General features: G+C 62.9%; 17 protein-coding genes. 9 read left to right on the plus strand and 8 right to left on the minus strand.

Annotation, left to right across the window (positions count from 1 at the left end):
• A complete protein-coding gene (locus ACN9MO_RS10815) occupies positions 1-477 on the plus strand; it encodes a DUF2269 family protein (RefSeq protein ID WP_057254395.1) in 477 nt (158 codons plus the stop codon).
• On the opposite strand, the gene ACN9MO_RS10820 is transcribed toward ACN9MO_RS10815, so the two are convergent.
• A complete protein-coding gene (locus ACN9MO_RS10820; protein WP_057253616.1) occupies positions 469-1,062 on the minus strand; it encodes a LysE family translocator in 594 nt (197 codons plus the stop codon). The genes ACN9MO_RS10815 and ACN9MO_RS10820 overlap by 9 nt on opposite strands.
• Before the next feature lie 239 nt (positions 1,063-1,301).
• Between ACN9MO_RS10820 and ACN9MO_RS10825 the strand changes: the two genes are divergently transcribed.
• Positions 1,302-2,147: an aldo/keto reductase gene (locus ACN9MO_RS10825; RefSeq protein WP_057253614.1), complete on the plus strand. Its 846-nt coding sequence runs from the start codon at positions 1,302-1,304 to the stop codon at positions 2,145-2,147.
• A gap of 20 nt (positions 2,148-2,167) precedes the next feature.
• Here the strand turns inward: ACN9MO_RS10825 and ACN9MO_RS10830 are convergent, their stop codons facing one another.
• Positions 2,168-3,130, minus strand: coding sequence for an acyl-CoA desaturase (locus ACN9MO_RS10830; RefSeq protein WP_057253611.1), 963 nt, complete (start codon positions 3,128-3,130; stop codon positions 2,168-2,170).
• A gap of 179 nt (positions 3,131-3,309) precedes the next feature.
• On the opposite strand from ACN9MO_RS10830, the gene ACN9MO_RS10835 reads away from it, so the two are divergent.
• On the plus strand, positions 3,310-3,654 hold the full coding sequence (locus ACN9MO_RS10835) for a metalloregulator ArsR/SmtB family transcription factor (RefSeq protein ID WP_057253609.1): 345 nt from the start codon (positions 3,310-3,312) through the stop codon (positions 3,652-3,654).
• Between the two features lie 275 nt (positions 3,655-3,929).
• Here ACN9MO_RS10835 and ACN9MO_RS10840 read toward each other — a convergent pair whose 3' ends face one another.
• The 3 genes from ACN9MO_RS10840 to ACN9MO_RS10850 form a co-directional block, all read right to left on the minus strand.
• Positions 3,930-4,946, minus strand: coding sequence for an NADP-dependent oxidoreductase (locus tag ACN9MO_RS10840; RefSeq protein WP_057254393.1), 1,017 nt, complete (start codon positions 4,944-4,946; stop codon positions 3,930-3,932).
• A 394-nt stretch (positions 4,947-5,340) separates the two neighbouring features.
• A complete protein-coding gene (ilvN, locus tag ACN9MO_RS10845; protein ID WP_034792687.1) occupies positions 5,341-5,913 on the minus strand; it encodes an acetolactate synthase small subunit in 573 nt (190 codons plus the stop codon).
• A 23-nt stretch (positions 5,914-5,936) separates the two neighbouring features.
• Positions 5,937-7,715 (minus strand): acetolactate synthase 3 large subunit, encoded by a 1,779-nt coding sequence (locus ACN9MO_RS10850; protein ID WP_110878477.1) that lies wholly within the window; start codon positions 7,713-7,715, stop codon positions 5,937-5,939.
• A gap of 583 nt (positions 7,716-8,298) precedes the next feature.
• Here ACN9MO_RS10850 and ACN9MO_RS10855 point away from each other — a divergent pair.
• Positions 8,299-9,108 (plus strand): DUF2092 domain-containing protein, encoded by an 810-nt coding sequence (locus ACN9MO_RS10855; RefSeq protein ID WP_057253605.1) that lies wholly within the window; start codon positions 8,299-8,301, stop codon positions 9,106-9,108.
• Positions 9,105-9,317, plus strand: coding sequence for a hypothetical protein (locus tag ACN9MO_RS10860; protein ID WP_082616034.1), 213 nt, complete (start codon positions 9,105-9,107; stop codon positions 9,315-9,317). The genes ACN9MO_RS10855 and ACN9MO_RS10860 overlap by 4 nt, the downstream gene beginning before the upstream one ends.
• 117 nt (positions 9,318-9,434) lie before the next feature.
• Here the strand turns inward: ACN9MO_RS10860 and ACN9MO_RS10865 are convergent, their stop codons facing one another.
• Complete coding sequence (locus ACN9MO_RS10865; protein ID WP_057253603.1) at positions 9,435-10,502, minus strand: alkene reductase; 1,068 nt, start codon at positions 10,500-10,502, stop codon at positions 9,435-9,437.
• Between the two features lie 107 nt (positions 10,503-10,609).
• Here ACN9MO_RS10865 and ACN9MO_RS10870 point away from each other — a divergent pair, with 107 nt between their 5' ends.
• From ACN9MO_RS10870 to ACN9MO_RS10880, 3 genes are all read left to right on the plus strand, one after another.
• Positions 10,610-11,488: a LysR family transcriptional regulator gene (locus ACN9MO_RS10870; RefSeq protein ID WP_057253601.1), complete on the plus strand. Its 879-nt coding sequence runs from the start codon at positions 10,610-10,612 to the stop codon at positions 11,486-11,488.
• Between the two features lie 169 nt (positions 11,489-11,657).
• On the plus strand, positions 11,658-12,140 hold the full coding sequence (locus tag ACN9MO_RS10875) for an adenylate/guanylate cyclase domain-containing protein (protein ID WP_425984833.1): 483 nt from the start codon (positions 11,658-11,660) through the stop codon (positions 12,138-12,140).
• Positions 12,141-12,190: 50 nt separating this feature from the next.
• A complete protein-coding gene (locus ACN9MO_RS10880) occupies positions 12,191-13,390 on the plus strand; it encodes a tetratricopeptide repeat protein (protein ID WP_425984836.1) in 1,200 nt (399 codons plus the stop codon).
• Between the two features lie 48 nt (positions 13,391-13,438).
• Here the strand turns inward: ACN9MO_RS10880 and ACN9MO_RS10885 are convergent, their stop codons facing one another.
• Complete coding sequence (locus ACN9MO_RS10885) at positions 13,439-13,807, minus strand: hypothetical protein (protein ID WP_057253597.1); 369 nt, start codon at positions 13,805-13,807, stop codon at positions 13,439-13,441.
• Between the two features lie 410 nt (positions 13,808-14,217).
• Entirely contained in the window at positions 14,218-15,315 is a 1,098-nt protein-coding gene (gene cax, locus ACN9MO_RS10890) for a calcium/proton exchanger (RefSeq protein WP_057253595.1), read from the minus strand.
• Positions 15,316-15,596: 281 nt separating this feature from the next.
• Here cax and ACN9MO_RS10895 point away from each other — a divergent pair, with 281 nt between their 5' ends.
• On the plus strand, positions 15,597-17,672 hold the full coding sequence (locus ACN9MO_RS10895; RefSeq protein ID WP_110878473.1) for an ATP-binding protein: 2,076 nt from the start codon (positions 15,597-15,599) through the stop codon (positions 17,670-17,672).
• Positions 17,673-17,696: the final 24 nt, after the last annotated feature.

The following is a 17,696-nucleotide window of genomic DNA, read 5'->3' on the forward strand; positions in this document are numbered from 1 at the left end:
CTGCTCGAAGATGTACTGCGCCTTGCCCATGTGATCGGCGCCGCCGTGCTCTTCGGCACCGGCGCAGGCATCGCCTTCTTCATGCTGATGGCCCGGCGCACCCGCGATGCAAGATTGATCGCCCATGTCGCCGGAACGGTGGTCATCGCCGATACGGTCTTCACCGCCACGGCCGTGCTGACACAGCCAATCACCGGCTATCTGCTGGCGACGAGCATCGGCTGGTCGCTGACGGAAGGCTGGATCGTGTTGTCGCTGATCCTCTATGTGGTCACCGGTCTCTTCTGGCTCCCGGTCGTCTGGATCCAGTTGCGGCTGCGCGATCTTGCCCGTCTTGCAACGGCAAACGGTGCGTCGCTGCCACAGGAATTCGACCGGCTCTACGCCATCTGGTTTGCCTGCGGTTTCCCGGCCTTCCTGGCCGTGACCGGCATCTTCTGGCTGATGCTCACCAAGCCGCAATTCGCACTATTTTAGCATCGGCCAGAGGCTGACGACGAGCAGTACCGCCATGGTGATGTTGAACCACTTGAGCCGCGACGGCTCCGACAGCCATTGGCGGAGCGCCGAGCCGAAGCCTGCCCAGGTGGAAACGCTCGGCACATTGACCAGCGCGAAGACCAGACCGACGACCAGCACGCTGAAGAGGTAGCTGTCGCTGCTGGTATAGGTCGCCATCGCCGAGACCGCCATGACCCAGGCCTTGGGGTTGACCCATTGGAAGGCGGCAGCAGAAAGGAAGGTCATCGGCTTGGCGCCGGCCTTGCCTTCGCCGAGCGAACGCGAGGTGCCGATCTTCCAGGCGATCCAGACGAGATAGGCGCCGCCTGCGAATTTCAACGCCGTGTAGAGCAGCGGCACGGAGTGGAGCAGCGCGCCGAGACCGAAGCCGACGGCGATCAAGAGCAGGAAGAAGCCGGCACCGATGCCCAGCATATGCGGAACGGTACGCACGAAGCCGAAGTTCACGCCCGATGCGAACAGCATCATGTTGTTCGGTCCCGGCGTGATCGATGTGGTGAACGCAAACAAAAACAACGCCAGAAGCGTATCGGCCTGCATGGTTTCCTCCGGCTCAATTGGGTCAACATAATTGACCTATTGACCGGCACCAGTCGCGAACTTGTCACCATGACAAATTGACGACGGCCATCTCATCGACCTTTACGCGAAATTAGCCGGCCGCAGCGCGATACTGCTTTGCCCGACGGCGTGGGCTCGAAAGCGCGATGCTTTGCGCTAGATTGCCGATCGGACAGAACAACCGCCCGTCCAACACATACGCCTGCGAGGAGAGCCCGATGCATGATCCGATCCCGACAACCACGCTACCCGATGGCCGCCGCGTGCCCGTGCTCGGGCAAGGCACCTGGCGCATGGGCGACGCGCCGTCGCGCAAGAACGATGAAGTGAAGAGCCTGCAGCTTGGCCTCGATCTCGGCATGACGCTGATCGACACCGCGGAGATGTACGGCAATGGCGCCTCGGAGCGGGTCGTTGGCGAAGCGGTCAGCGGCCGGCGCGACGAAGCCTTCATCGTCAGTAAGGTGCTGCCATCGAATGCCAGTCGGATCGGCACCGAAGCCGCATGCGAACGCAGCCTGAAGCATCTCGGTATCGACCATATCGACCTCTATCTCCTGCACTGGCGCGGCGGCTATCCGCTCGCCGAAACCGTCGCCGCCTTCGAGGCGCTGAAAAAGGCCGGCAAGATCGGCGCCTGGGGTGTGTCGAATTTCGACGTCGACGACATGGAGGAATTGCTTGCGGTGCCGGACGGAAAGAACGTCGCAGTCAACCAGGTGCTCTACAACCTCTCACGCCGCGGCATCGAATTCGACCTTTTGCCCTGGTGTCAAAAGCGTGGCATCGCGATCATGGCCTATTCGCCGCTCGACGAAGGCCGGCTGCTCCGCCATCCGGATCTCATCCACATCGCCAAGGCGCATCAGGCGACGCCATCGCAGATCGCGCTTGCCTTCCTCAAAACCCGTCCCGGCGTGATCTCGATCCCCAAGACCGGTTCGGCGGACCGCGCCCGAGAAAACCTCGACGCGATGGACATTCACCTGACGGCGGAAGACCTCGGCGACCTCGACCGCGCCTTCCCGCCGCCGAAGCGCAAGCGATCATTGGAGATGATCTAAACCAGCCGCCAGCTTAAGCATTACCGCAGCAACGCGCGCAGGACCGGACAGGCCTTTCTCTGGCCGGTCAGTCCTTCCGGACTTGCAACGATGCGTCTGAGACCGGCGCGTCGTCGCGTATTGGACGGCAGCTTGATCGCCGAAGCCAGCCCCAGGCGCGAAAGCAGGCGGATGAACCACCAGCCCAGATCGATCTGCCCGTCCTCGATCCCGAGCCTGGCGGATTCCGGAAAGGCGTGGTGGTTGCCGTGATAGGCTTCACCGAAGGTCACCAGACCGAAACGCGGCAGGTTGTAGCCCTGCACCGCGACGCCATCGACGCGCCACCCCTGCTCGCCGCCGCGATGGGCGAAGTGACCGACCAGCCAATGACCGGTGAGCGAGACGGAAACACGGACCGCCACGCCCCAGATCACCCAGGAAATGCCACCGAAGACGAAAAGCACCAGCGCCAGCGGCGCCTGCTGCAGCATCCATGTCACTTCAAGGAAGCGATAGAACCGATCCTGCGCGACACGGTCTTCAATGATAAATCGCGGCGGATGATCGAGCGCGACCACGCAATGCATCTGCCAGAAGGCGTCCTGAAGGAAAGGTCGGCGGTGCGCGAAGAGATCGTGGCAGGCCTGCTGGCGCTGCGCCCAATCGCGAATGTCATGGGCGTAGATCATGCCGAACGGCCCGGCCATGCCGACAAGCACACCGAAGGTGACGAGGATGCGCTCGAGCCAGAGCGGCGCCTCAAAAGAGCGATGGATCAGTAGCCGGTGCATGCCAACCGAATGGCCGAGGCAGATCGTAAGGGCCGTCAGAACGATGAAGATCACAAGGGCGTCCACCGAAAACGTCATTGGCGCACCGATAACGGCCACGAGCGTCATTCCGGAGATCCAGAGCGACTTGCCCGGAACCCAGACGACCCGGCCGTTCACCGGTTCGCTATCGCGCAGCGCTATCATTCTGCCAGTCGACACGACATCCATGGCACCCTCCACGACAAAACCCTGACCAGTTTTTCAGGCAACACTGAAGGACCCGATTGAAAACAACCGGCGCAGAAGTTATTTAGGAAATAAACTAATTACATATTTACCCGCGAATAGGTATTTAGGCAATATCCTAATTACCTATTGATCGACCTGCCGGCGACAAAGGAGATTTTGTGAACGACGACACGCTCAACCCTGATGCAGGCGGATCGGCGCAACGGGTGTTCAACGCACTATCGTCGCTGCATCGGCGCAAGATTCTGGCCTATCTCTCAGCCTCCAGCCTGACGGCGGGCGAGATCGCCGAGCGCTTCAACATGAGCAAGCCCTCGGTGTCGCAACATCTGACCGTGCTGGAGAACGCCGGCTTGATTGCCAAGGAAAAGCGCGGCCAGTTCGTTCACTACACCATTGTGACCAACAATCTGATCAACACGCTGAACGGCTTTGCCCAGGAGGTCTGCCCGGTCAGCCGTCCTCTCAAGCGGGAGAGCGAAGCCAAGGCGAAGTCAAAGTAGGACAGCCCTCATCCGGCCTGACGGCCACCTTCTCCCCGCCTGCGGGGAGAAGGAAATCGCCGCGCCCGCTCGCCCCAACAAAACCGTTGGCGTCCTGCTCGTCCCTGAAAGAACTCCGGGCGGTCAGCGCACAACCGCGTCCCCTCTCCCCGCCTGCGGGGAGAGGGCTAGGGTGAGGGGCTGTCAGGGGGCGGCAGCCCGCGTAACCCACGCTGGAAATCATAGTCCCTACGGGCCGCGGTTCATGGCGGCGATGCCGTTGCGGCAGACTTGGGTCAGCCGGAGCGACTCCCGATCTCCACCACCACCTTGCCCTTGGCGTGGCCGGATTCCAGATAGGCAAAGGCTTGCGCTACATCCTTGAGCGGAAACACGCGGTCGATGACGGGCCTGATCGCCTTGGTCTCGATGAGATCGGCAAGTTCGGCAAGCTCGGCACCATCAGGATGCATGAAAAGGTAGCGGTAGGCGACGCCATGTTTCCTGGCGACGGCGCGGATCCGGTAGGATGCAAGCCAGAAAAGCGCCCTCAGGAACAGGCCACGGCCGAGGTCCTTTCGCGCGGTTTCAGGCTCGGGCATGCCGGCGATGGAAACCACTTTGCCGCCGCGCTTGACCACGCCGAACGACTTCATGAGCGTTTCGCCGCCAACCAGATCGAAGGCGCCGTCCATGTCGCGCAACTGCTCCTCGAACCGTTCTGTCGTGTAGTCGATCACCACGTGCGCGCCGAGCTCTTCGACAAGCGCACGGCCACGCGTCGACGCCGTGGTCGTCACCTCCGCCCCCAGCCATTTCGCCAGCTGGATCGCGAAGGTGCCGACGCCGCCGGCGCCGCCGGGTATGAAGATCCGGCTGCCTTGGCTCACATGAAGCTCGTCGCGCAGCGCCTGTAAGGCCGTGAGGCCGGCAAGCGGCACGCCGGCTGCCGTGTTGAAATCGATCGATGCGGGCATCTTTGCCAGAAACTGTTCAGGCACGACCGCATACTCGGCCAAGCCGCCCATGGCCTCCTTGGGCATACGCGCAAAGACACGATCTCCCGGCGTGAAGGACGTGACGTCTTCTCCCAGCGCCTCGACGACGCCGGCAAGTTCGTTGCCCATGACGGTTGGCAGCGAGTAGCGCTGGACGACCTTGAGCATGCCTTCCCGCGTCTTGTAGTCGACGGGATTGAGACCTGCGGCGTGCACCCGCACGAGCACCTCGCCGCGCGCGGCTCGCGGACGCGGCACGTCACGCAGCTCGGCAGCATCAGGGCCGCCGTATCGTGTGAGTACCAATGCCTGCATCGTGGAGCTCATCCGGCACCTGATATCTTCGGATTTCCTGTCCGGGATTAGTCGGCGAGAAATGCCGGCGAAGTCAACAGAGTGGCGTCCGGCAGGTTCCATCGAGGTTCAGCCTGCCCCTCATCCGGCCTGCCGGCCACCTTCTCCCCGCCTGCGGGGAGAAGGACACGCGTGGCGACCGTCGGGCACAAGCGCACCACGTCGATTGTAGAGACGCTGGTTTTTTGGAAAGTCTGGAAGGGAGAGGCACGAACGGCGCCAGTCCCCTCTCCCCGCCTGCGGGGAGAGGGCTAGGGTGAGGGGCATTCCCAGCCCAAGAGCGTGAGCGCAAATCCAGCTTGAGGGCAGCGACGGGCGCCAAGATCGCATGAGCGGCCCCTCGCCCGCGCAAAAATCACATGCCCTGCGGGCCGCGGTTCATCGCCGCAATACCCGTGCGGCAGACTTCGATGAGGCCGAGTGGCTTCATGATGGCGATGAATTGCTCGATCTTCGACGGCTTGCCGGTGATCTCGAAGACGAAGTGATCGATGTTGGCGTCGATGACCGAGGCGCGGAAGGCGTCGGCCAGCCGCAGCGCCTCGACGCGGTGGTCGCCCGAGCCATGCACCTTGACGAGCGCCAGTTCCCGCTCGATCGGCCGGTCGTGGCCGAGGCTTGCGGCGCGGACCGTCAGGTCGACGACGCGGTGGACCGGCACCAGCCGCTCGAGCTGGTTCTTGATCTGGTCGAGCACATGCGGCGTGCCGCGCGTCACGATGGTGATGCGCGACAGGTGCGCCTCGTGTTCCGTTTCCGAAACCGTGAGGCTTTCGATGTTGTAGCCGCGGCCGGAGAACAGGCCGATGACGCGGGCAAGGACGCCCGGCTCGTTGTCGACGAGAACCGAAAGCGTGTGGGTTTCGGCGACCTCGGTCTCCTTGGCGATGAAGTAGGCGGAGCCGGTCGGTTGAAGGTGTGCGTTCATGTCAGTTGGTTCCTCTACCTATCTCAGACGAGCTGACGGCCCTTGGCGTCGATCGCGTTGGCGACCGCTTCGTCCGTGGCTTCGTCGGGCAACAGCATCTCGTTATGAGCCTTACCCGAGGGGATCATCGGGAAGCAGTTGGCGAGATTGGCAACGCGGCAATCGAAGATGACGGGCGCCGGCGTGTCGATCATGCGGCGGATCGCATCGTCGAGTTCGCCGGGCTTGTCGCAACGGATGCCGACGCCGCCATAGGCTTCCGCCAGCTTGACGAAATCAGGCATCGCCTCGGTGTAGGAGTGCGACAGGCGGTTGCCGTGCAAGAGCTGCTGCCACTGGCGAACCATGCCCATGTACTGGTTGTTGAGGATGAAGATCTTGACCGGCAGGCCGTACTGGACCGCGCAGGACATTTCCTGGATGCACATCTGGATCGAGGCGTCGCCGGCGATATCGACGACGAGGCTGTTCGGATGCGCGACCTGGACGCCGATGGCGGCCGGGAAGCCGTAGCCCATGGTGCCGAGACCGCCCGAGGTCATCCAGCGGTTCGGCTGCTCGAAGCCGAAGAACTGCGCTGCCCACATCTGGTGCTGGCCGACTTCCGTGGTGATGTAGGTGTCGCGGCCCTTGCTCAGCTCATAGAGTCGCTGGATCGCATATTGCGGCATGATGACGTCGTCGTTCGGCGCATAGGCGAGCGAGTTGCGGGCGCGCCACTTGGTGATCATCTCCCACCAGTCGGAAAGCCGCGCCTTGTCGGCGCTCTTGGACGCGGCGCGCCACAGGCGAACCATGTCTTCCAGAACCGTGCCGACATCGCCGAGGATCGGCACGTCGACGCGCACGTTCTTGTTGATCGACGACGGGTCGATGTCGATGTGGATCTTCTTGGAGTTCGGCGAGAACGCGTTGAGGCGGCCGGTGATGCGGTCGTCGAAGCGGGCGCCGATGCAGATCATGACGTCGCAGTCATGCATCGCCATGTTGGCTTCGTAGGTGCCATGCATGCCGAGCATGCCGAGCCAGGCCTTGCCGGAGGCCGGATAGGCGCCGAGGCCCATCAGCGTCGAGGTGATCGGGAAGCCCGTCAATTCGACCAGCTCGCGCAGGAGATGCGAGGCTTCCGGACCGGAATTGATGACGCCGCCGCCGGAATAGATGATCGGCTGGCGCGCATTGCGCATCAGTTCGACCGCTTCCTCGATCTTCTTCAGATCGCCCTGCTTCTTCGGCTGGTAGCTTTTCTGGGTCGGAACGGCTGATGGAGGCGTGTAGGTGCCGGTCGCAAACTGGATGTCCTTCGGGATATCGACGACGACGGGACCCGGGCGGCCGGACTGGGCAACGCGGAAAGCCTCATGGATGATGCGGGCGAGATCGTTGACGTCCTTGACCAGCCAGTTGTGCTTGGTGCACGGCCGGGTGATGCCGACGGTGTCGCATTCCTGAAAGGCGTCGGAACCGATCAGCGAGGTCGGAACCTGGCCGGAGATGCAGACGAGCGGGATGGAATCCATCAGCGCGTCCTGCAGCGGCGTCACCGCATTGGTGGCGCCGGGACCGGAGGTGACCAGCATGACACCGACCTTGCCGGTCGAGCGGGCATAGCCTTCGGCCATGTGGCCGGCGCCCTGCTCGTGGCGAACGAGGATGTGCTGGATATCGTCCTGCTGGTGGATCTCGTCGTAGATCGGAAGCACGGCGCCGCCCGGATAGCCGAAGATATGCTCGACGCCGTTGTCTCTCAGTGCCTGGAGAACGATCTCCGCGCCTGTCATCTGGTTTTCTGTACCGCTCATTGACTTGCTTCCGTCCCTTTTCCCAGTTGGGTGCTTAGCTTGTTTGAAGGCATAAAAAAAGGCCCCGTCAGGAGCCTCGTTCAGCGCATGGGTGGCTACCGCCGGATGGTTACACCATCCTGCCCATGCGCCGTCCCACCACAAGAATAACCGCGAAATTTTTCATGGGCCGAGTTGATAACCACAAAAGCCCAAGGCGTCAACGGCTTTTAGTTACACGATCGGGCTTCCGCGCGGAACATTGTTGCGCAAGCAGGGGCGCCCGACCCGTGGCCGGTTGAGAAAACCGGGCGGCAAGGTGCCGAAGCGGCTCATTCCGGCACCAGATCATGTCAGCCTGTCGCGTGCCGATCAGAACGCCGGCGCAGCGGCCCTGCAATCGCGTCGACACTATTTGATTAACCTGCTAGTATCCGTGACTTCCGATTGCAAGCGTACGTTTCGGCGCGAGGTATCCATCTCAAGCGCGCGAGGTGGATCTCCGTGCGATCATTTGTCTGCCATTGATCGCCACCCTCGGAGCGCTCGCTGCCGGGAGGCGACCTCATGTAAGCCAAGTGCGGCATAGAGGGAGAACAATCAGATGGTGAAGCTTGTGCAGAAAGCGGTGGTGCGTTCCACCGCGACGGTGTCGGCTGCGGTATTGGCATTAATCGTTGGCATGGGAACACCTTCAGGCGCGAAGGCCGGGGATGCTGAGGCCAAGAGCCTGCTCAAGGCCATGTCCGACTATTTGGCGGCGCAGAAGACCATATCTTTTGGTTATGATACTAATCTCGAGGTTGTTACCAAGGATCACCAGAAGCTCCAACTGGCGAGTTCTGGAACGATCGATCTCACCCGGCCCGACAAGATTCGTGCGACGCGCACTGGCGGCTTCGCCAATGTCGAGATGATCTTCGACGGCAAGACTCTCACGGTTGTCGGCAAGGACGCCAATCTCTATACCGAGGTCGAGAAGACCGGCACGCTGGACCAGCTCGTCGACGAGTTGCGGGAAAAGCTCCAGAAGCCCATGCCTGGCGCCGATTTGCTTCTGTCGAATGTCTACGATGTGCTGATGACCGACGTTGTTGACGTAAAGGACCTCGGCAGCGGCGTAATCGGCGGCACCGAATGCGATCATCTGGCATTTCGCACCAAGGAGATCGATTGGCAGATCTGGATCGCTCAGGGCGAGCGCCCCTATCCCTGCCGGTATGTCATCACCAGCAATCAGCTTGACCAGGCACCGCAATACAGCGTCCAGACCAGGGACTGGAAGACCGGCAGTGAGGTTGCTGCGGACGATTTCGGCTTCAAGAACGAGACCAACGCAAAGAAGGTCGATCCGAAGGAACTCACCGATATTGATGAACTGCCCGGCCATCTGGCCATAGGAGGCGGCCAATGACCGTGTCAAAGAAATTGAGAATTTTGCTGCTCGCCGGCATCGTCGGCTTTCCAGGACTGCAAGCTGCAGAGCGCATTCCAGCATTGAGTTCGTACAGTTTCGTCTCGACAGCCGAGGCCAGGGTCGGGCGTCCGCTTACGCCGGTCAGCGTGGCCGGAGTGGCGCGGCGCACCGTGCGCCGCTGCGCAGTTGGCGTCTACTACTGCTAAATCGCAGCCGAGAAGCTCAATGCGCTCCTATGGTCGGGTGATCAAGACGTGCAGCTACTGCATGTTTCCTTTAATCGTAGCCGGTTAAAGGACAAAAACATGCAGTAGGCTCCCACTTCAGGCGGTAGCGGCGAGCGCCGGGTAGTCGACGTAGCCCTTCCCGGTGCCGCCGAAATAGGTCATGCGGTCGGCGTCGTTCATCGGCGCCTCGGCTTTCAGCCGGTGAACGAAATCCGGATTGGCCAGCACCATCTGGCCATAAGCCTCCAGATCGGCGAGCCCGGATGCGAGATCGGAACCGATCGCGTCGCGTCCGCGGCCGGGCCTGTTCAGGATCAAGGGCTGCGTCCAGAGCTTGCGGATCGAGGCGAGCAATGGCTCGTCGCCCGCATGCATGATGTGCAGATAGGCAAGGCCCAGCCTGTCGAGTTCGGCAACCAGATAACGATAAAGATCAGGCCCTTCGGCGCCCTCGTCGATGCCCCACATCGCAAGGCCGGGAGAAAGCCGGATGGCGGTGCGGTCCGCGCCGATCTCCTCGGCGATGGCCGCGGCTACCTCGATCGCAAACCGCGCCCGGTTCTCGATTGATCCGCCATATTCGTCGGTGCGGATGTTGGCGCTCGGCGCCAGGAACTGATGGACCAGATAGGCGTTCGCGCCATGGATTTCGACGCCATCGGCACCGGCCTCGATCGCGCGACGGGCCGCATGGCGGAAGTCGGCGACGGTCCGGCGCACTTCCTCTGACGTCAGCGCCCGCGGCGTCGGGATGTCCTGCATGCCCGTTGCCGTGAACATGCCACTCCCCGGCGCAATCGCCGAGGGCGCTACGCCCTGGCGGTGATGCGGCGTGTTGTCCGGATGCGACATGCGCCCGGCATGCATGAGCTGGACGAAAATATGACCGCCCCTCTCGTGCACGGCAGCAGTGATCTTCTTCCAGCCGGCGACATGCGCATCGGTGTAGATGCCGGGTGTCGTGAGATAGCCCTGGCCGTCGTCAGAAGGCTGGGTGCCTTCGGTCACGATCAGGCCGACGCTGGCGCGCTGGGCGTAATATTCCGCGGCGAGTGCGCCGGGCGTACCGTCATATTCGGCGCGGCTGCGGGTCATCGGCGCCATGGCCAACCGGTTGGCAAGCGTGTAGCGACCGATGCGGACACGGTTGAATAGCAGGCTCATCAGGATCTCCTTCGAGGCTTGTCCTTAAGTTGGAGTCCTTGTCCACTATTCCGTTTCCGGGATAAATATAGCCATACTGAATTTACTATTCCACTGATGGAGCAAAGATGACCCATTTGAACGACATGGCACTGTTCGTCGAAGTCGCGAAAGCCAGAAGCTTTCGCAAAGCCGCCGAAATCGTCGGCATGCCCAACTCCACCCTGTCGCGGCGGATCAGCGAATTGGAGAAGGCGATCGGGCTGCGGCTGCTTCACCGCACGACGCGAAAGATCGAACTCACCGAAGCGGGCCAGCTCTATTTCGAGCGCAGCAAACGCATCGTCGACGAAGCGCGCCTCGCCCACGAGCAGCTCGGCGCGATGCTGGAGCAGCCGAGCGGCCTCCTGCGCGTGTCGATGCCGGTCGATTTCGCAACCATCTACATGACGCCGCTGATCGCGGAATTCGCCCGGCGCTATCCCGGCATCACCTTCGATTTCGACCTGACACCACGGCGCGTCGATCTGGTGGCGGAGCCCTTCGACGTGGTGATCCGTGCCGGCGAACTGCAGGATTCGCGCCTGATTGCACGGCTGCTCGGCCGCCACGCACGCTATCTCTACGCTTCCCCTGCCTATCTGGCGGCGTCTGGGGAGCCGCAGGATCCGGCGGATCTGGCCCGTCACGACTGCATCTCTATGCCGAGGGCAACGGACTGGACGCTGCATGATGGCCGCAACAACAAGATCGAGGTATCGGTCGGCGGCCGCTTCACGGTCAACAATGTCGGCATGATGAGCGCGCTTGCCGTCAACGGCCAGGGCATCGCCTTGCTGGCCGAGCGCATTGCCGGCGACGATTTCGCCGAGGGCCGGTTGAAGCGTGTGCTGCCCGCCTGGGAAGGCACCTCCGTCGCAATCCACGCCATCACCGAAACACGGCTGCTGCCGGCCAAGACCCAACGCTTCATCGAGTTTCTGCAGGAACAGATGGGACGCAGGTAGAGTAAGTCGCGCAGAAGTACGGAGCGGTTTTGCGAAACGACATTCGAAAAAAATCGAAAAAACGCAAGGAGCGAATCTGAAAGATCGCAACGCGCTTTGACCGCGAACGCCTTCATCTTCCGGCCCTAGTGAGAACACGCTAAAATATAGACAGCATGCGGAGAGCAGGATGGCAAACGGGCGCGTCGAGCGGCGACTTGCGGTCATCATGGCCACCGACATTGTCGGCTACTCCCGTCTAACGGAGGCCGACGAAATTCGCACGCTCGGCACTATGAAGCGGCTGCAGACGTCCATCCTTGCTCCCAGCATCGCCGCCTGCGGCGGGCGGATCGTCAAGCTGATGGGTGACGGCACGCTGGTCGTCTTCGACTCCGCCGTCAACGCGGTGGATTGCGCCCTATCGCTGCAGGAGGCGCTCGCTTCCGATCAGCTGGAGCAGCCTCCCGACGACCGCATCCTCGTCAGGATCGGCATCAATCTCGCCGACGTCGTCATTGAAGGAGACGATCTCCTTGGCGACGGCGTCAACGTCGCCGCGCGCCTGCAGGCCTCGGCGTCCCCGGTGGCATATGCATCGCCGATGTCGTCCATCGGCAACTCAGCGCCAAGAACCGATCGGCCTTCCTCGACGGCGGCGAGATCGCGCTGAAGAACATCACGCGCCCCATCCGCGTCTGGCACTGGACGGACGCACCGACAATGGGACCGGCGGCCTCGCAAGCCTGCGCGCACACGTCGATCGCGGTCCTGCCATTCGAGAACCTCGGCGGCGCGACGGAGCAGACCTTCTTCAGCGACGGCGTCAGCGAGGACGTCATCGGCGGGCTCGCGCGGTTCCGCTCGCTTTCCGTCACATCAGCCAGTTCATCCTTCAGTTTCCGCGATCGAAGTGTCGATAGAAGGGAGATCGGCCGCCGGCTCGGCGTCACCTACCTCGTCGAGGGCAGCGTCCGCCGCGCCGGCGAGCGGATCCGCGTCACCGCGCAGCTGGTCGAGGCAGCGAGCGGCGCGCACCTCTGGTCGGAGCATTACGACCGAAGCCTGACGGATATTTTCGCGGTGCAGGATGAGGTGACCCGGACGATCGTCTCCACCCTCGTCGGGCAGATCGAGAGCGCCGGCATGCGGCAGGCGCTCCGCAAGCCGCCGACGAGCCTTGCGGCCTATGAATTCTACCTGCGTGGGCTCGCGCATATTCGCGGCTACGAGCCGGAAGACAACCGGCAGGCATGCGCCATGTTCCAGGCGGCGGTCGACCGCGACCCGCATTTTGCCTTGGCTTACGCCCATCTGGCACTCGCGACCACCGCCGCGCAAGGCTACGCCAATGCCCCGCAGGACGTTCTCGACTGTGCCCTGGCCATGGCGCGCAAGGCGGTCTCGCTCGACGAGACCGAAGGCGGTTGCCAGCGGCTGCTGGCGCTCATTCACGTCAATCGCCGCGAATTCGAGTTGGCCGAGCGGCACTATCGGCGCGCCTATCTGCTGAACCCCAATGATGCCAGTACGCTGGTGCAGATGGGAGGCCTCTTTGCGCGACGCGGCAAGCTTGATGAAGCAATGGAGTGGATCAACGAAGGCTTCCGGCTGAACCCATTTCCGCCGCCCTGGTATAGCGCTGCACTCGGCAACGCCCTTTATATCCTCGGCCGCTATGAAGAGGCGGCCGCGGCGCTCAAGGAGTTGCCCAATCCCGGCCCCTTCACGCTCGCGCGCCTTGTCGCCTGCCATGCGCAGGCCGGCAGCAGCGCCGCCGCCGAGGAGACGAAGGCCCGCCTTCTGCAGGTGCGCCCGGACTTCTCCACGGAAGACTTCATCCGGCGCGGCCTCCTGCTTGAGCTGGACGAACACCGCGACCTGTTCCGCCAGGGCCTGCTGAAGGCAGGACTGCCGGCGTGACGCAATCGGCTGGCCCGATCATGGATCCGTTTCACACCGGAATTGGTTTCAGAACCGCGAAAAGCCCGTGAGCGGCGGCATGATGAAACCGCGCCCATCACCGATGAACGGCGCAAGCCCCTTGGCCACCGCCTCGCTCGGATTGCCGTAAACTTCGAGCCGCTCCACCGTGCAATGGGCAGACACATCCTGGATATGCGCGTCCGACATCTGCCAGTGCCGGAGCACGTCCTGCGAATTACGATAGAGCTGTATGCTCACCGCCTGCATCGCCTTCTCGTCGATGAAGGTCTGCACCATCAGCTGCGGCGCGTGCCTTTCGACGAATGCGATTGCGCCCAGCACCGCCTCGCGGAACGGATCGAGATGGCCGGGGGCGATCCTCATCAGGTTTCGAAAAAGCAATTGCTCGGTCATGCCCGTCCTCCATGTCGCTTGTCGTTTGGCTCCCCGGGCCGGGCTGGAACCGGGAATGACGCTCCGACGCGTTGTCATGGAAGGGTTTGTAGAAGCTCAACTATAGTTGAGGTCAAGCCTGATAAAACGACAAAGTTTTAGGGGCGAACGCTGTTCGTGCACCCCGCATTAACACTTGCCGTGGAAGATTCGCATTGCTGCATGATGCAGCTTCAAACCAAGGGCAATGATATGCTTGACCTCCCTGTGTTGATGCCGCTCGTCATCAGCTTTGCTGCGATCTACCTGTTCTTCCGCTGGGTCGTATTCGACATGAACTCCCCCAAATAGCCGGCAGCCGCGCGCCACCTCGATCCCCGCCATCCCGCCCGAAGATCCCTTGATATCGTCGACCAGACGGAAGCCGCGTCTCACGGCTGTTGTGGTGGCAGCAGGAACAGGGTCATGCCGAAGATCACGTAGACCGTCAGCGCCAGCACGCCCATGTACCAGGCAGAACGGCCGGCATTCGACAGCAGCGTCGCCGCCATCGTCGCGACCAGCATCATCACGATGGCCCCCGGCCAGAACTGCAGGTCCATCGGCTGCGGCCCGAGCACATAGCTCAAGAGCACCAGCAGCGGCGCGACAAAGAGAGCGATCTGCACCGCGCTGCCGAGCGCGATGCCGACGCTCAGGTCGAGCCGGTCCTTGCGCGCTGCGGAAAAGGCGGTCGCCATCTCGGCGGCGGCCCCGACCAGCGCCACGACGACGAAGCCGACGAAGGCCGGCGTCATGCCAAGCTCTTCCGCCGCCACCTGCACCGAGCCGACGAAAACCTCGCTGACGAGCGCCACCAGCACGGTCACCGCCAGAAGCACGCCGATACCGGTCGCCAGCGGCCAATGCGCCTCCTCTCCGCCATGCCCGGAGCCGGCGGAGATGAAAAGTTCGCGATGGGTCCTGAGCGAAAACAGCATCCAGAGCCCGTAGACGACGATCAGGACAACAGACAGGCCGGCGCTCAATTGCTGGGTGAAGGGCGTCTGCGGCTGTCCGTCGGCTGCGCCGATGAGCGACGGCACGAGAACCGCGACCGTCGCCATGAACAGAAGGCTCGCCAGGAAGCGCGCATTCACCCGGTTGAACTCCTGCAGGTGATAGCGCAGTCCGCCGAAGAGGAACGAGCCTCCGAGCATGAAGAGCGTATTGGTGACGATGGCGCCGGCGATCGAGGCCTTGACCAGCAGGTATTGACCGGCGGCGAGCGCCATCAGCGCGATGACGAGTTCCGTCAGGTTGCCGAGCGTCGCGTTGAGCAACGCGCCGATCGTATCGCCGGTTCGTGCCGCGACGGACTCCGTCGCCTGGCTGAGCAGGGCCGCAAGCGGCACGATGGCAGCCACCGAAAGGAGGAACAGCAAAGTGTGTGCCCCCGGCCAGATGTGCTCGCCCGCGATCGCCAGGGGGACGAAAACGAGAAGCCAGAGAATGGGTGTCCGGCGCACGTAATCAAATGCACTGCCCATGGCCGCCTCCCCACGCCAACCGGCAAGCCTAACCGGATGCCATGTCCGGCTGGATGCTGTTGGTCAGGGCATAGGATTATTCCGCTTCAGGCAAAGGCGCATTGACTTTTATCAAGTCGCACGCGCCACGGCCCTACCGTCGACCCGCCGCGCCACGAGATCGCCGAGCAGGCGCTGCCGACCGTGCTGATCGGCGCCACCTCGGCCGGCATCCTGCGCCACCTCCTGGGCTGAGCGTCGGGCAAATCCGCGAAACCACTTGTTAAATCCCCCCGGCTAACATGAGCGACCGTGATGCCGGGGTTTTTGCGTTGCTGAACAATGATCTTCATTCCTCAATCCGCGCGGGAGAGCAGGATCGCCGTGACGGCCTGAAGCCCGGCAACCGGTTCCTGGGGCGTGTCGTCGCGTGCAGCGGCGCGCGCGCCACGATCGCTGCCGTCGCCGAAAACGGCGAAACGTCGCTGACCGAACTCTGGTCGGTCGGGCGACTGATCTCGATCTCCGTCGGCAGAAACCGCGTCGTGGCGCTGGTCTATTCCATGCAGACCGCCTCGGCCGAATGGGGCGAGGAAGCCAACAACACCTTCCGCATCGAAGTCGAACTGATGGGCGAGGTCCACAAGGGGGCCGATGGGCGCGAGGCGTTTTCCGCCGGCATCAGCCAATATCCCTATCTCGGCGCCATCGTGCACCGCATTCGCGCGGCCGACCTTGCCCGCATCTACGATTCCGGCCGCAACGACAGCTGCATCATCGGCAAGCTCACTCAGGATGAGAGCCTCGACGCGACGATCCACGTTCCCTCGATGCTCGCCAAGCACTTCGCCATCGTCGGCACGACCGGTGTCGGCAAATCGACCGCAGTCACGCTGCTGCTCAACAAGGCGATCGCCTCGGATCCGAAGCTGCGCGTGCTGATCCTCGACCCGCACAACGAGTTCGCCGCCGCCTTCCCGGAGCTTGCGGTCGTCATCGACACCGACACGCTCGACCTGCCCTTCTGGTTCTTCCGCCTCGAGGAATTCGCCGAGGTGATCTTCCGCGGCCGCCCGGCGCCGCCGGACGAGCTCGACATGCTGCGCGACATCATTCCCGAAGCGAAGAAGGCTTTCCGGGGTGGCGAATCCGGCCTCATGCGGCGCCAGACGGAGAAAAGCTCGATCACCGCGGATACGCCGGTGCCCTACCGTATCGCAGACCTCTTGGCGCTGATCGACGAACGCATCGGCCGGCTTGAGGGGCGCAACGACAAGCCGCATCTGCGCTCGCTGAAGGTCAAGATCGTCTCGGCGATCAACGATCCGCGCTACCATTTCATGTTCTCCTCGAACACCATCACCGACACGATCCAGGACACGATCGCCAAGATCTTCCGCATTCCCGGCGATGGAAAGCCGATCGCCACCTTCGAACTTGCCGGCATTCCCTCGGAAGTCGTCAATTCCGTCGCTTCGGTGCTCTGCCGCATGGCTTTCGAAATCGGCCTGTGGAGCAATGGCGGCATTCACATGCTTGTCGTCTGCGAAGAGGCGCACCGCTACGTGCCGGCCGATCCCTCGCTCGGGTTCCTGCCGACCCGCCAGGCGATTGCCCGCATCGCCAAGGAGGGCCGCAAATACGGCGTCTCGCTCGGCGTCATCACCCAGCGCCCCGGCGAGCTCGACCCGACGATCCTTTCCCAGTGCTCGACGGTCTTTGCCATGCGGCTTGCCAACGACCGCGACCAGGAGATCATCCGTTCGGCCATCCCGAACTCCTCGACCTCGACCACCAGCTTCATCTCCTCGATCGGCAACGGCGAAGCGATCGCCTTCGGCGAGGCCGTCGCGGTGCCGATGCGCATGCGTTTCAACCGGATAGCCGAAGAGCGCCTGCCGCGCGCCCACGGCATCGTCGACCGGATCGACGAAGACGCACCGCCAACCGTCGACCTGCGCTCGATCGTCAGCCGCATGCGGGCGATCAACGGGCCGGATATTTCCGGCTTCCAGCAGAGCTACATCGCGGCGACGACCGGCAGCGAAGAGCAGCGCTGGGACAGCGAACTCGGAGCCACATCCGCAAGCGAGGCGGAGCATGGCTTCGCCGACGAGGCCCTCTCTGCCGAGCCCTACCGCCCGGACATGCTTCCACGCAGCACCATTTCCCCCAATCCCGAGCTGGAGCGTTTCAACCAGATCCGCCAACAGCTTCTGAACGAAAAGCCCGCGGCCGAGCAGCCCGCGCCTCGCTTCGGGGCACCGCCGCCGACGGCACACGATTCGCCGCCGACCGCGGGCGATCGACCGCGCGAAGGGTCGCTCCGGGAAAGCCTGCTAAAGCGGCCGCTCGGCAGCATCATCCGCAAGACCTAGCGCAAATTCCCGTCGCTCCTTGCG

This window comes from Ensifer sp. R-19, assembly GCF_049905105.1.
Lineage (GTDB): Bacteria > Pseudomonadota > Alphaproteobacteria > Rhizobiales > Rhizobiaceae > Ensifer.

Bases quoted from the DNA above. Each gene is read 5' to 3' on its own strand.
- ACN9MO_RS10825 (WP_057253614.1), top strand. From the start codon at position 1,302: ATGCATGATCCGATCCCGACAACCACGCTACCCGATGGCCGCCGCGTG.
- ACN9MO_RS10860 (WP_082616034.1), top strand. From the start codon at position 9,105: ATGACCGTGTCAAAGAAATTGAGAATTTTGCTGCTCGCCGGCATCGTC.
- cax (WP_057253595.1), bottom strand. From the start codon at position 15,315: ATGGGCAGTGCATTTGATTACGTGCGCCGGACACCCATTCTCTGGCTT.
- ACN9MO_RS10850 (WP_110878477.1), bottom strand. From the start codon at position 7,715: ATGAGCGGTACAGAAAACCAGATGACAGGCGCGGAGATCGTTCTCCAG.
- ACN9MO_RS10870 (WP_057253601.1), top strand. From the start codon at position 10,610: ATGACCCATTTGAACGACATGGCACTGTTCGTCGAAGTCGCGAAAGCC.
- ACN9MO_RS10830 (WP_057253611.1), bottom strand. From the start codon at position 3,130: ATGGATGTCGTGTCGACTGGCAGAATGATAGCGCTGCGCGATAGCGAA.
- ACN9MO_RS10885 (WP_057253597.1), bottom strand. From the start codon at position 13,807: ATGACCGAGCAATTGCTTTTTCGAAACCTGATGAGGATCGCCCCCGGC.
- ACN9MO_RS10820 (WP_057253616.1), bottom strand. From the start codon at position 1,062: ATGCAGGCCGATACGCTTCTGGCGTTGTTTTTGTTTGCGTTCACCACA.
- ilvN (WP_034792687.1), bottom strand. From the start codon at position 5,913: ATGAACGCACACCTTCAACCGACCGGCTCCGCCTACTTCATCGCCAAG.
- ACN9MO_RS10865 (WP_057253603.1), bottom strand. From the start codon at position 10,502: ATGAGCCTGCTATTCAACCGTGTCCGCATCGGTCGCTACACGCTTGCC.
- ACN9MO_RS10840 (WP_057254393.1), bottom strand. From the start codon at position 4,946: ATGCAGGCATTGGTACTCACACGATACGGCGGCCCTGATGCTGCCGAG.
- ACN9MO_RS10855 (WP_057253605.1), top strand. From the start codon at position 8,299: ATGGTGAAGCTTGTGCAGAAAGCGGTGGTGCGTTCCACCGCGACGGTG.
- ACN9MO_RS10875 (WP_425984833.1), top strand. From the start codon at position 11,658: ATGGCAAACGGGCGCGTCGAGCGGCGACTTGCGGTCATCATGGCCACC.
- ACN9MO_RS10880 (WP_425984836.1), top strand. From the start codon at position 12,191: ATGGGACCGGCGGCCTCGCAAGCCTGCGCGCACACGTCGATCGCGGTC.
- ACN9MO_RS10895 (WP_110878473.1), top strand. From the start codon at position 15,597: ATGAGCGACCGTGATGCCGGGGTTTTTGCGTTGCTGAACAATGATCTT.